Source organism: Bradyrhizobium sp. CCBAU 53340, assembly GCF_015291645.1.
Lineage (GTDB): Bacteria > Pseudomonadota > Alphaproteobacteria > Rhizobiales > Xanthobacteraceae > Bradyrhizobium.
Window position 1 is genome coordinate 1,291,387 of record NZ_CP030055.1, and the last position, 13,022, is coordinate 1,304,408.

At 64.5% G+C, this 13,022-nt stretch carries 13 protein-coding genes; 9 read left to right on the forward strand and 4 right to left on the reverse strand.

The features are described from left to right. Genes XH89_RS06020 through XH89_RS06035 form a run of 4 tightly spaced genes read left to right on the forward strand, consistent with a single transcriptional unit; the run spans position 1 to position 4,636 of the window. Complete coding sequence (locus XH89_RS06020) at positions 1 to 1,659, forward strand: hydantoinase B/oxoprolinase family protein (RefSeq protein WP_194466195.1); 1,659 nt, start codon at positions 1 to 3, stop codon at positions 1,657 to 1,659. Positions 1,660 to 1,697: 38 nt separating this feature from the next. Next, entirely contained in the window at positions 1,698 to 2,699 is a 1,002-nt protein-coding gene (locus tag XH89_RS06025) for a TRAP transporter substrate-binding protein (protein WP_194466196.1), read from the forward strand. Positions 2,700 to 2,709: 10 nt separating this feature from the next. After that, the gene (locus tag XH89_RS06030) at positions 2,710 to 3,303 is read left to right on the forward strand and encodes a TRAP transporter small permease subunit (RefSeq protein ID WP_194466197.1); all 594 of its coding nucleotides are present in this window, start codon (positions 2,710 to 2,712) and stop codon (positions 3,301 to 3,303) included. Between the two features lie 28 nt (positions 3,304 to 3,331). Beyond that, positions 3,332 to 4,636, forward strand: a complete 1,305-nt coding sequence (locus XH89_RS06035) for a TRAP transporter large permease (protein ID WP_194466198.1) — start codon at positions 3,332 to 3,334, stop codon at positions 4,634 to 4,636. A 50-nt stretch (positions 4,637 to 4,686) separates the two neighbouring features. Here the strand turns inward: XH89_RS06035 and XH89_RS06040 are convergent, their stop codons facing one another. Then, a complete protein-coding gene (locus XH89_RS06040; RefSeq protein WP_194466199.1) occupies positions 4,687 to 5,331 on the reverse strand; it encodes a glutathione binding-like protein in 645 nt (214 codons plus the stop codon). Positions 5,332 to 5,438: 107 nt separating this feature from the next. On the opposite strand from XH89_RS06040, the gene XH89_RS06045 reads away from it, so the two are divergent. Continuing rightward, on the forward strand, positions 5,439 to 6,119 hold the full coding sequence (locus XH89_RS06045; RefSeq protein WP_194466200.1) for a TetR/AcrR family transcriptional regulator: 681 nt from the start codon (positions 5,439 to 5,441) through the stop codon (positions 6,117 to 6,119). A gap of 78 nt (positions 6,120 to 6,197) precedes the next feature. Here the strand turns inward: XH89_RS06045 and XH89_RS06050 are convergent, their stop codons facing one another. Both XH89_RS06050 and XH89_RS06055 read right to left on the reverse strand, forming a co-directional pair. Then, positions 6,198 to 8,165, reverse strand: coding sequence for a methyl-accepting chemotaxis protein (locus XH89_RS06050; RefSeq protein ID WP_194466201.1), 1,968 nt, complete (start codon positions 8,163 to 8,165; stop codon positions 6,198 to 6,200). A 170-nt stretch (positions 8,166 to 8,335) separates the two neighbouring features. After that, complete coding sequence (locus tag XH89_RS06055; protein ID WP_194466202.1) at positions 8,336 to 9,301, reverse strand: glyoxylate/hydroxypyruvate reductase A; 966 nt, start codon at positions 9,299 to 9,301, stop codon at positions 8,336 to 8,338. Positions 9,302 to 9,445: 144 nt separating this feature from the next. Here XH89_RS06055 and XH89_RS06060 point away from each other — a divergent pair, with 144 nt between their 5' ends. The 4 genes from XH89_RS06060 to XH89_RS06075 all read left to right on the forward strand — a co-directional run bounded on the left by XH89_RS06060 (position 9,446) and on the right by XH89_RS06075 (position 12,479). After that, entirely contained in the window at positions 9,446 to 9,814 is a 369-nt protein-coding gene (locus XH89_RS06060) for a YciI family protein (protein WP_194466203.1), read from the forward strand. Next, positions 9,811 to 11,106 (forward strand): RNA polymerase sigma factor, encoded by a 1,296-nt coding sequence (locus tag XH89_RS06065; protein ID WP_194466204.1) that lies wholly within the window; start codon positions 9,811 to 9,813, stop codon positions 11,104 to 11,106. The genes XH89_RS06060 and XH89_RS06065 overlap by 4 nt, the downstream gene beginning before the upstream one ends. 355 nt (positions 11,107 to 11,461) lie before the next feature. Beyond that, entirely contained in the window at positions 11,462 to 11,998 is a 537-nt protein-coding gene (locus XH89_RS06070; RefSeq protein WP_194466205.1) for an SRPBCC family protein, read from the forward strand. A 61-nt stretch (positions 11,999 to 12,059) separates the two neighbouring features. Next, entirely contained in the window at positions 12,060 to 12,479 is a 420-nt protein-coding gene (locus XH89_RS06075) for a VOC family protein (RefSeq protein ID WP_194466206.1), read from the forward strand. Positions 12,480 to 12,531: 52 nt separating this feature from the next. Here XH89_RS06075 and XH89_RS42045 read toward each other — a convergent pair whose 3' ends face one another. Continuing rightward, complete coding sequence (locus XH89_RS42045; protein WP_367400997.1) at positions 12,532 to 12,687, reverse strand: hypothetical protein; 156 nt, start codon at positions 12,685 to 12,687, stop codon at positions 12,532 to 12,534. Between the last annotated feature and the right edge of the window lie 335 nt (positions 12,688 to 13,022).

A 13,022-nucleotide genomic window follows, 5' to 3' on the forward strand; every position in this document is an offset into this window, starting at 1 on the left:
ATGAGCAAGGCAAATGGCGCGAGCCTGATCGACCTTCAGATCATGTGGCACCGGCTGATCGCCGTGGTCGAGGAGCAGGCGCAGGTGCTTTTGCGCACCGCCTTCAGCCCGATCGTGCGCGAATGCGGCGACCTCTCGGCCGGCGTGTTCGACCTCAGGGGGCGCATGCTGGCGCAGGCGGTGACCGGCACGCCCGGTCACGTCAACTCGATGGCGGAATCGGTCAAGCATTTCATCGACCATTTCCCGATCGCGACGATGAAGGAGGGCGATGCCTACATCACCAACGATCCCTGGATGGGCACTGGCCATCTCAACGACTTCGTCGTCACCACGCCCTGCTTCAAGGACGGCAAGGTCGTCGCGCTGTTCTCCTGCACCAGTCACTTGATGGACATCGGGGGCATCGGCTTCGGCCCCGATGCCACCGACGTGTTCATGGAGGGGCTCTACATCCCCATGCTGAAGCTGATCGACCAGGGCGTCGTCAACGAGACGCTGATGGCGATGATCCGCACCAACACGCGGCTGCCGATCGATACCGAAGGCGACACCTATTCGCTGGCGGGCTGCAACGACGTCGGCTGTGAGCGCCTGGTCGAGATGATGACCGAGTTCGGCATCGATACGCTGGACGAGCTCGGCGACTACATCTGCGACCGCTCGCGTGAGGCGGTGCTCGCCGAGATCGCCAAACTGCCGAAGGGCAGCTGGCGCAACACCATGGTGGTCGACGGCTACGATGCGCCGGTGACGCTGGCCGCAACACTGACGATCTCGGATCAAGGCATCCACGTCGATTTCGACGGCACCTCCGCCGCTTCGAAATTCGGCATCAACGTGCCCTTGTCCTACACCACGGCCTACACCGTGTTCGGCCTCGGCTGTGTCGTCGCCTCGCAAATCCCCAACAATGCCGGCTCGCTGTCGCCGCTGACGGTGTCGGCGCCGGTTGGTGCCATCCTCAACGCTCCAAAGCCGGCGCCTGTGGCGTCGCGTCACATCATCGGCCAGATGTTGCCCGACGTCGTGTTTGGCTGCCTGCGCCAGATCATCCCCGAGCGCGTGCCGGCGGAGGGCACCTCGTGCCTGTGGAATCTCAACGTCCGCGGCCGGACGCGCAGCGGCGTTGGCGGCAATTACGGGTTCTCGATGGCGGTCACCAGCAATGGCGGCACCGGTGCGCGCTTCGGCAAAGACGGGCTGTCGGCGACCGCCTATCCCAGCGGCGTGCGCGGCACGCCGGTGGAGATCGCGGAAACACAAACGCCGTTAATTTTCTGGCGCAAGGAGTTGCGTCCGGATTCCGGCGGAGCAGGGCGCACCCGCGGCGGCCTCGGTCAGATCATCGAGGTCGGCAGCGGGGTCGATGCTCCCTTCGACATTCTGGCGGCGTTCGATCGCATCGATCACCCGCCGCGCGGCCGCGACGGCGGCCGTGATGGCGAGGCCGGTTATGTCGGTCTGAAGTCCGGTAAGAAGCTGCGCGGCAAAGGCTTCCAGCAGGTGCCGCCGGATGACCGGCTGGTGGTGCTGACACCGGGTGGCGCCGGCATCGGCGATCCCGCGACGCGCGAGCGTGCGGCGGTCAAGGACGACGTCGAGAGCGGCCTGGTGTCCGCTGACAATGCAGTTGCAGTTTACGGGTATGCGCGATGACGCATCAGGCGTTGCGCGCCTAGCAAACGGAGGGGTCAATGATCACGCGCAGGAATTTCACCGCGGGTGCAGCCACGCTGCTTGCCGCCGGTCACATCTCGACCCGCGCGCGAGCCGCGACGGTGAGCTGGGACATGTCGACGGTGTGGCCCGACGGCAATTTCCATACCCAGAACGCGATGGCCTTCGCCGACGAGGTCAAGAAGCAGAGCGGCGGCGCGGTAAACATCACCGTGAAGGCGGGCGGGCAGCTCGGCTTCAAGGGCCCCGAGCATCTCCGCGCCGTGCGCGACGGTCTCGTGCCGCTCGCCGATGTCCTCAACATCCAGCAGGTCGGCGACGAGCCCTTCATGGGCGTCGAGAGTATCCCGTTCCTCTGCGGCTCGATGGACGAGTTGAAGGTGCTGCACAAATATGTGCGACCCGAATACGAGAAGGTCGCCGCGCGCAACAACCAGAAGATCCTCTACATCGTGCCGTGGCCGACGCAGTATCTCCATCTCAAGGTCAAGGTCGCCGACGTCGAGGGCCTGAAGAACATCAAGATCCGCGTGCCCGACAAGAACGCCGTCGACATGCTGGCCGTGGTCGGCATGGCGCCGGTGATGATCCCCTGGGGCGAGACCATTCCGGCGCTGGCCTCCGGCGCAGTCGCCGGCGTCTCCACCTCGGCGGTGTCGGGCGTCGACGGCAAGTTCTGGGAATTCCTGAAATACATCTACCCGACCAACCATGTCTGGTCGTCGCAGATGCTCACCGTTAATCTCGACTCCTGGAAGGCGCTGAGCAGCGACCAGCAGAAGCTCGTCGCCGATATCGCAGCGAAGATGGAGCCGGGCTTCTGGACCAACTCGCTCAAGGCCGACGTCGACAGTCTCAACCGCCTCAAGGAGGGCGGCATGGAGGTGGTGCCGGTCTCGGACGCGATGATGGCCGAGATCAGAGCCAAGACCGCTCCGCAGCTCGATGCCTTTCTCAAGCGCGTGCCGGCGGCCGACAAGCCGGTGCGTGCCTATCTCGCCGAAATGAAGCGCGGCTGAGGGTGATGTCGTGGTGAGCGTCTCGCCCGAAGCTCCGCAGAGCCTCAACGCAGCGGCGCCGGCGCCGCTGCGCCTCCTGCTCGACGGTATCGATCGTCTCGGCCGGCTCGACGGCTGGATCGGCGGCGGCTGTCTGTTGACGCTGACGCTGCTAATGCTGTGCGAGGTCGCAACCCGTTTCCTCTCGAACTTCCTGCCATTCTTCCCGCCGACGATCTCGATCGCCTGGGAATATTCCTCCTACCTGATGGCGGCGTCGTTCACGTTCGGAGCCGCCATGACGTTGCGCGTCGGCGGCCACATCCGCGTCGTGCTGTTGCTCAAGAACGTGCCGCCGCCGCTGCAGCGCGCGATCGAGATCCTCTCGGCGGTGGCCGGATTTGCCTTCATGGCCTTCCTGACATCATCGATGGCGAAGTTTGCCTACGGCGCCTATACGCGCGGCCAGGTTTCGACCTCGAGCGACACACCGCTGTGGTTTCCGGAAGCCGTCGTTACCTTCGGCATGCTGCTGCTCACGCTTCAGTTCCTGGCGCGTGCGATTCAGGCCGTGCTCGGCCTGCCGCTGGAGGATCACCGCATGAAGGCCTCCCCCGTCGAATGATTGCGCCAGCTCCCGGATACCGGATCTCATGACCATCGAAGTCGTCGCTCTCTTCGCGATCCTGTTTGCGCTTCTGGCGTGTGGCGTCTGGATCGGTCTCACGCTGGCGCTCACCGCGACGCTCTTGCTCGCGATGTTCCGCTCGATCCCGCTCGACAAGCTGTTGCCGCAATACGCCTGGAACATCCTGACCACGCAGGAGCTGCTGGCGCTGCCGCTGTTCATCCTGATGGGCGAGTTGCTGTTCCGCACCCGCCTGTCGCGCTCGCTATTCCAGGGGCTCGCGCCCTGGGCCGGACTTCTGCCGGGCCGCCTGCTGCATGTGAACGTGATCGGCTGCACCATCTTCGCCGCGATCTCCGGCTCGTCGGCTGCGACCACCCAGGTGATCGGCCGCATGTCGCTCAATGAGCTCCTGCGCCGCGGCTATTCGCGCGACATCGCTATCGGCTCGCTCGCCGGCGCCGGTACGCTCGGCTTCCTGATTCCGCCGTCCAACATCATGATCATCTATGGTGTGCTCGGCGACGTCTCGATTCTGAAGCTATTCACTGCCGGCGTGCTGCCCGGCCTGCTGCTGGCCGCCACCTTCATGGGCTGGGTCATGCTGCACACGACGCTCAAGCCCGCGATGGTGCCGGAGACCGAGGCCAGACTCTCGCAGGTGCCATGGGGCGAGCGTTTCGCCGCGCTGAAGGATCTTGCACCGGCGCTGTTCCTGATCGCCTGCGTGCTCGGCTCGATGTATGGCGGGCTCGCGACGCCGTCGGAGGCCGCGGCCGTCGGCGTGCTCGGTGCCGGGCTCGTCGCCTGGGCGCAAGGCTCGATGTCGCAGCAGGTGATGCGCGACGTGCTGATCGGCTCGGTCGTCACCTGCTCGATGATCGCTCTAATCGTGCTCGGGGCCTCGATCCTCGGCAATGCCGCGGCCTTCCTCGGCATCCCTCAGGCGGTGGCCGCCTTCGTCAAGGGGCTCGGCCTGTCGCCCTTCATGCTGATCGTGGTGCTGGTCATCTTCTATCTCATCCTCGGCTGCTTCCTCGACGGCTTCTCCATGATCGTGATGACGCTGCCGATCGTGCTGCCGATCGTGAAGGGCGCCGGCTTCGACGAGATCTGGTTCGGCATCTTCCTCGTGCTCGCGGTCGAGATGGCGCAGATCACCCCGCCGGTCGGCTTCAACCTGTTCGTGATCCAGGGCCTGACCGAAGACGGCCTCGGCTACATCGCGCGCGTCACCATGCCTTATCTGATCATCATGGTCGGCTTCGTGCTGCTGCTGACGCTCTGGCCCGGCATCGTCACCATCCTACCGCGTGTGCTGTACGGGTAGGTTTGCACCGTCCCGGCGGGCAGCCGGGACGGTGTCTCAATTTGCGAAGCTTACGCCGCCGCCTTCCGCCGCGACTGCTCGGCCTTGTACAGCTCGAATTCCTCCGCGATCGCCTTCGCGATCGAGGGCCGCTGGCGCAGGCGCTCGTAATAGGCCTTCAGGTTCGGCCACTTTGCGAGCTCGATCGGCGGCGTCGCCATGGTCCAGTTGATGACCGTGACGAGATAGGCATCGGCCACGCTGAAATGGTCGAGCAGGAACTCGCGTCCCTTCAGGTAATTGTCGAGATAGTCGAGCCGCGACAGGTTCTTCTCCAGCGCATAGGCCTTGGTCTCCTGCGGAGCCTTGCGGTCGAGCACGGGGATGAACAGGCCCTTGTGCAGCTCGGTGCCGATGAAGCAGAGCCATTGGTGCAGCCGCGTGCGCTCGATGCCCTGGGTGGCGCCGAGCCCGGATTGCGGAAAGCGGTCCGCGACATATTGCAGGATCGCGGCATTCTCGGTCAGCACCACGCCCTCGTCGGTGCGCAGCGTCGGCACCAGACCGATCGGGTTCACGGCGCGGAAGTCGGAGCCGTCCTTCAGGACCGTCTTGGTCGGGGAATCGACTTCGAGATAGGTCGCATCAGCGCCGGCTTCATAAAGCGCAACGCGCGTTGCCATGGAGCAGGCGAGCGGCGAGAAATAAAGATCCATCATGGGCCTCCTTGGGCAAGTCCTCTTGTGAGTGTCGCTCAACCTGGCCAGATTGATTTTTGTACTGTCTTGCATAATATGGGGCGGGTCAAGGATTAATTTGCGATATGGTACAAAAATCGAAGCTGCCAGCTGCTGCCAAAGAATCCGAGCACCGCGGTGAGCCCAAGCACCGTGGTGAGCCAAAGCGCCGCGGCCGGCCGCGCACCTACGAGCCCGATGTCGCACTCGGCAAGGCACTCGACTTGTTCCGCAGGCAAGGCTTCGCCGCGACCTCGCTCGACGATCTCAGTGAAGCGACCGGCATGAATCGTCCGAGCCTCTACGGCGCCTTCGGCGACAAGCGCGAGCTCTACATCAAGAGCTATCAGCGCTATCGTGACGACGCGCGGGCATCGATGGCCGAGATCTTTCGTCAGGAGATGCCGGTGCGCCAGCGGCTGGAGCGCATCTTTGCTTCCGCGCTGAACATCTATCTCTCGGGCGAGACCGGCCCGCGCGGCTGCTTCACGGTGGTGACGGCAGCGTCGGAAGCGGTCGCCGATCCCGAGATTCGCGCCATGGTGCTCGATGGATTGACCGAGCTCGACAAGGCCTTTGCCAACTGCTTCCGCCGTGCCAAGGAGCAGGGCGAGTTGCCGGCAAGCGCCGATCCGGCCGCGCTGGCCCAACTCGCTTCCGCAACCGTGCACTCGATCGCGATCCGCTCGCGCGCGCGCGTCTCGCGCAAGGAGCTGGAGGGAATCGTGAAGGGCGCGATCGATGTGATGGTGGGGGGGAAGGGGTAGCTGGCGCCGCCGACGGGCCTGATAACTCTCTGCCTTCGCCGGGACGACGCTGAGTTTGTAGCACGGTCCCGCGTCCCACTACGCTGCGCGGATTTGCGCCAGGAAACGGTCCACCTCGTCGCGCAGGCGTTGCGACTGTTTTGACAGTTCGACCGCCGAGACCAGCACCTCTTCCGCGGCCGTCCCGGTCGCCGCGATGCCGTCGGTGACGCCTGCAATGTTCTGCGAGACCTCGCCGGTGCGTGCGGCGGCCTGCTGGACGTTCTGCGCGATCTCCTGCGTCGCCGTGCCCTGCTGACCGACGGCCGCCGAAATCGCCGCGGAAATCTCGTCGACCTGCTGAATTGTGGCGCAGATCGACTGGATGCCAGCCACTGCGCCTGATGTCTCGCCCTGGACGGCCGTCACCTGCGCGCCGATCTCTTCCGTCGCCTTGGCGGTTTGGGTCGCGAGCGCCTTCACCTCGGAGGCGACCACAGCAAAACCGCGGCCGGCCTCGCCCGCGCGCGCCGCCTCGATCGTCGCATTCAATGCCAGCAGGTTGGTCTGGCCGGCGATTCCGTTGATGAAGGCGACGACGTCGCCGATCTTTTGCGCGGCATCCGCTAGGCTCTGCACCCGCGTGTTCGATTGCCGCCCGTCGCTTGCGGCCTTGCCGACCACTTCGGTCGCATGCGCGAGGCGACGGCTGATCTCGGTCATCGACGAGGACAATTCTTCGGCCGCCGCCGCGACCGTCTGCACATTCTCGGAGGCCAGTGCCGAGGCCGATGAGACCGCGCGGGTCTGATTGCGCGACTGTTCGACGATGGCGGACATCGAGCGCGCGGTGTGTTCCATCTCGACCGCAGCCGAAGACACCGTGGTGACGACGTCGCGGATCGATGCCTCGAAATTGTCGGCGAGGGCAGCAAAAGCGCGGCGCTTCTCGGCCTCGGATTGCACCTTGGCCTCGAGCTGATCGGCCTGGAGCTTATCGAAGTTGACGGCGTTGTCGCGGAACACCGCGACCGCCTTCACCATCGCGCCGACCTCATCATCCGCTTTGCTTTCGGGAACGGTGACGTCGAGCCGGCCGTCGGCAAGCTCGCGCATCACGTTCGTGATGGAGAGGATCGGCCGCGAGATGCTGCGGGCGATGAGGTAGCCGACGATAGCGGCGAGGATCAGACCGAGGGCGGCGATGCCGATTGCGAGCATCCAAGCGCGGTCGGCGGCAGCCACGTAGTCGGCATTGTCCATCACCAGCTCGACGGCGCCGAGCGGTCTTCCGGAGAAGTCCTTGATGGGCCCGAGCAGCGCGGCGACCGGTGTCGAGTCGAGCTTGGCCTGTCGCACCGTAAAATCACCGCTCGCGGCGCGGCCGTAATCGGCGGCCTCGAAGAAGCTCTTGCCCTTCAATGTGCCGGCAAACAACTTGAAGCCCGCGCCGTCGGCGAGATGGAAGGCAATGTCGACATGACGGTTGGCCTTGAAATCGTCGAGGAAGGACTGGCCGAAGGTCAGGCCGAATTCCACTGTACCGAGATGCTTACCTCCTTGCGCGATCGGCACCACGCCGCGGATGCCGAGCCCGGCGACGCCGCCTTCGAGGCCGACGACCACCTTGTGGTCCTGGTTGGCGTCGACGACGGTCTTGCGGAAGCTCGAGAGGTCGTCACCGAACTTCGCCGGCTGGTGCACGCGCAGGAAGGACGTCGCTGGCGGCGTATGGAACTGGAACTGCTCGACGCCGTACTCCGACTTGGTGGCGGCGAACACCGGCACGAACAGGCGCGCCAGGGTCTCGCGATCCTGCTTGGCCATCGCCTCCTGCGTCGCCGGCATCGCGGCCACGACCGTGCTCATGGCGGCGGCGCGGTGGGACTCTTCGGCGATTCGCGACAGCAGCGCATCATAATGACTGCGCAGTTCCCGCTGATCGGCGCGGTCGATGATTCCCGCGATGATCCACATGGCGCCGAGTACGGCAATCAGTGCGGTTGCTGCCGCCGTCACCGCCAGCGCCACCGTGATCCGCATCCTGAGGCCGAGGCTCGTCCGCATATCCGACTCGTTCGTTGAGCGTTGATTAACAACGCTTATCAACTCCTCGCTAAAAGAGGGTGAACGGGATACCGGCGGAAGGCGGATTGTGCTGGGCAGGAGACGCACGGCGGGACACGGCGTCGTCCCGGCGAAAGCCGGGACGGCGCCGCGGGCGGAGTGACCCGCGCCTAGTACCCTCTCTTCCGATCCACCACATTCTCCAGCTCGCCGCCCGCCTCGAACGTTGCGATCTGTTCGGCGACATAGGCCGAGATCGCGTCCGCGTCGGTGTCGGCGGAGTTGTGCGGGGTCAGCAGCACCTTGGGATGGGTCCAGAAGCGGCTGTCCGCCGGCTGCGGCTCCTGCACGAAGACGTCGAGCGAGGCGGCACCCAGCGTGCCATCGTCGAGACAGGCGAGGACATCGGCTTCGTTCTGCAAGGCCCCGCGGCCGGCATTGATTAGCACGGGAGCGCCGAGCGGGCTCTTGCGGTTGAGCTTGGCGAAGACGTCGCGGTTGAGAATGCCGTTTGTATCAGGCGTCAGCGGCAGCAGCGACACCAGGATGTCGGTCTTGCGCAGGAATGCATCGAGTCCGGCTGCGCCATGGAAGCACTCGATGCCGTCGACGGTGCGCGGGCTGCGGCTCCAGCCGACGACGTGGAAGCCGAAGCACCGCAGCGCCTCGGCCGCATCCGCTCCCAACGTGCCGAGCCCCATCATTCCGACCGTCACCGCGCTTGCTGGCCACTGATATTTCGGCTCCCAGCGTTTGTCGCGCTGACATTGCCGCAGGTACAGTTCCTGGCGGTGGTGCATCAGCACGTGCAGCACGACATATTCGGTCATGCGACGGGTGAGATCGGGCACCGCGACGCGCACCAGCGGCACATCGGGAAGGCTTTTGTCCGCCATCAATGCATCGACGCCGGCACCCAGATTGAAGATCGCGCGCAGATTCGGGAACGTCTTGAGATCGCCCGGCGCGGGCTTCCACACCGCGGCATAGTGCACCTTTGCCGGATCGAGCCCGGAATCGGGCAACAGCACCACGGGCCGACCGTCGCAGACCGCATCGAACCGGGCCTTCCAGCGCTCCGGCAGCCAATTCTGCTGCGTGCTGTTGATCAGGACGGCCAGTGTGCCTTTGCTCATTCGAAATGCCTCGTCAGGTTCCGCTTTTGAAGGCCCTCCTTGGCACGATCTGCCGGATTTTTCTCGCAAATTATTTCCGCAACCCTGTCGGGGCGGGGCATAGTGGATCGTCTTCAAAACAAGCGCTCCCGGAAGGTACTGCCCATGCTTTATGCGATCCTTTGCTATCATGACGAAGACTTCGTCGGCTCCTGGAGCAAGGACCAGGACGAGGCCGTGATGAAGAAGCTCGCCGTGGTGCAGGAGAAACTCACCAGCCAAGGCCGGCTCGGACCAGTGGCCCGGCTGCTGCCGACCACTGCGGCGGCGACCTTGCGCAAGGAGGACCCGCCGCTGGTGCTGGACGGCCCCTATGCCGAGACCAAGGAGCAGCTGCTCGGCTTCTATATCGTCGACTGCAAGAATCTCGACGATGCGCTCGACGTCGCGCGCGACCTTGGCGCTGCCAATCCCGGCGGTGCTTATGAGGTGCGCCCTGTTGGCGTGTTCAGGCCCGGAGGAATTTCGGCGTGAGCGACACTGATACCGCCTGGATCGAGACCGCGCTGACCTCGGCGCGTCCGCAGGCGGTCGGCGCATTGCTGCGCTATTTCCGCGATCTCGATACCGCCGAGGAGGCATTCCAGAATGCCTGCCTGCGCGCGCTCAAGACCTGGCGGGAGAATGGGCCGCCGCGCGATCCCGCGGCCTGGCTCATCATGGTCGGCCGCAACGTCGCGATCGACGAAGTGCGCCGCAACCGCAAACAGCAGCCGCTGCCGGAGGACGACCAGGCGATCTCCGATCTTGACGACGCGGAAGGCGCGCTGGCCGAGCGGCTCGACGGCTCACACTATCGCGACGACATTTTGCGGCTGATGTTCATCTGCTGCCACCCGCAACTGCCGGCGACGCAGCAGATCGCGCTGGCGCTGCGCATCGTCTCAGGTCTCACCGTGAAGCAGATCGCGCGCGCTTTCCTGGTGTCGGAGGCCGCGATGGAGCAGCGCATCACCCGCGCCAAGGCCAAGGTCGCCGAAGCCGGGACGCCGTTCGAGACGCCCGGTGCGATCGAGCGCTCCGAACGGCTCGCCGGCGTCGCCGCGATGATCTATTTGATCTTCAATGAGGGCTATTCGGCGAGTGGCGATACCGCTGAGCTTCGCAAGCCGCTGTGCGAGGAGGCGATCCGGCTGGCACGGCTGCTGTTGCGCCTGTTCCAGAGCGAGCCGGAGATCATGGGGCTCACGGCGCTGATCCTGTTGCAACATGCGCGCAGCGCCGCGCGCTTTGCCGAAGACGGTTCGCTGATCCTGCTCGACGACCAGGATCGCTCACTGTGGAACCGCACCATGATCGCGGAAGGTCTGGCGCTGATCGACAAGGCGATGCGCCACCGTCGCAGCGGTCCCTATCAGATCCAGGCCGCGATCGCCGCGCTGCATGCGCGCGCCGCGACGCCTGATGAGACCGACTGGACCCAGATCGACCTGCTCTACGGTGCGCTGGAGCTGGCGCAGCCTTCGCCGGTGGTGACGCTCAACCGGGCGGTCGCGGTGGCCAAGGTGCGCGGGCCCCAGGCCGCGCTCGACCTGATCGAGCCGCTGGCGCCGAAGCTTGCCAATTACTTCCATTTCTATGGCGTGCGCGGCGCCTTTCTGATGCAGCTCGGCCGGAGCGACGAAGCCCGCGTCGCCTTCGACCGCGCCATCGCACTCGCCAACACCTCCGCGGAGGCCGCCCACATCCGCATGCATCTTGATCGCCTGATCCGGGACAGCCAGCCGAAGGGCGGCAGCGCCCGGCAGGGTGCCAAGGCGAAGTGACGGCGTAGCGCCTGAGGTCTGGCCCTTCGGCCCCCCGGAATGACAAGGCAATCGCATACGGATTGCACGAGGATTGTCCGCGGGCTTGCTCCGCCTCTCCCGCTTGCGGGAGAGGCCGTCACGCTCGCAGAGCGTGGCGGGTGAGGGTTCTTTCCTCTTGGGGAGTGTCCCGTTGTGGAGACACCCTCTCCCCCAACCCTCTCCCGCAAGCCGGAGAGGGAGCCTAGTGCCGATGCTGCTGCATTGTGCAACCATATGTGATCGCCCCCGGGAAGGACGAGCAAAAAAATCCATTTCCAGTTTGTCGGCCACCGCCGCTCCCCTTCGTCTTAATTTCGGATCAAGGGAGCCATTCATGCTGAAAGCCATTACCATTATCGCTGTCGTCCTCGCGATCGGGATCGCGGGTATCCTCGCTTTCGCCCTCACCAAGCCGGACACATTCCGTGTCGAGCGTTCGCTCGCGCTAAAGGCGCCGGCCGATGCGATCTATCCGCTGGTCGCCGATTTCCACTTCTGGACCAGCTGGTCACCTTATGAAAACCGGGACCCCGCGATGAAGCGCAGCTACGGTGGAACCGCGTCAGGGAAGGGCGCAACTTATGCCTGGGACGGCAACAACAATGTCGGCGCCGGCCATATGGAGATCCTCGAGGCGAACGCCTCATCGAAGCTTCGCATCAAGCTCGATTTCGAGCGTCCCTTCGAGGGGCACAATACCGCCGAGTTCACTTTTGTGCCGCAAGGCGATGCTACGCTGGTCACATGGGCGATGTACGGCCCGGCGCCCTTCATGTCCAAGCTGATGCAGGTCTTCATCAACATGGACACCATGATCGGCAAGGACTTCGAGGTCGGGCTCGCCAGCCTGAAGAAGCTCACCGAGAAGTAACGCCGGCTGCCGTCCAAAGAACTGTACGCATACGGTCAGGGAAACGAAGAGGAGAGAAACGATGCTCAGTACCTATCTGTTCTATCAGGACACCTGCGAAGCGGCGTTCAACTATTACGCCAAGGTTCTCGGCGGCAAGATCGACGCCTTGATGCGCCTCTCGGACGCGCCGGCATCGGACATGCCTCCCGGGCCGCCCGGCCGGGAGAAGACGATCATGCATGCGCGGATGACGTTGCCTGGCGGGGGCGTGCTGATGGCCTCCGACACGCCGGCGGAGCATTTTCACAAGCCGCAGGGCTTTTCGATATCGATTACGGTCATGGACCCTGCTGAGGCCGAGCGCAAATTCAATGCACTCGCCGACGGCGGCACGGTCACCATGCCGTTCACCAAGACGTTCTGGGCCAAGGGCTTTGGCATGTGCGTCGACAAGTTCGGCATTCCTTGGATGGTGAACTGCCCCGCCGAAGGCATGTAAGTGCCACGCCGTTGTGGCTTCCTCTCTCCGTTCTCGTGAGAGAGGGAGCTCTTCAGCGGATCGATCCGGTCGTGTCCTCGCTCGGTGGCTGCGCCACGCAGCTGCGGCAGATCACGAGTTTCGATCCGAGCTGCCTGTCGTTCTCGGCTTCGATCTCGTCGTGGACGGCCCACCATGCGTCGGAATAGGGGCGCAGCTTGGTCAGCACCCTTTGCCGTTCCAGATTGGGATCAGTTTCCGGCGCAGGTTGATTGGCAAGGTGACGTCTTGTGGCCGCAGGACGATTGGGATCCTGACCGAGTCCATCCCACGCAATCGGGCGACGCTCAGCCGCCGGTGCGCTGGCGCATCCCGCGAGCGCTGCGCAAAAACTGAGCAAGACGAGAATGTGTCGAGCCATCTAGGGTCTGCCAAGCGGTACGCCACGCGAATCTGCGTGGGAATCATTGCATCGCGACGCTTACCTGGGACTTGAGGGAAAACGACGTCGTCAGCATGGCCGAAAGGAGATTCGTGCACGTGAGTCATGCTGCGAGAACAGCG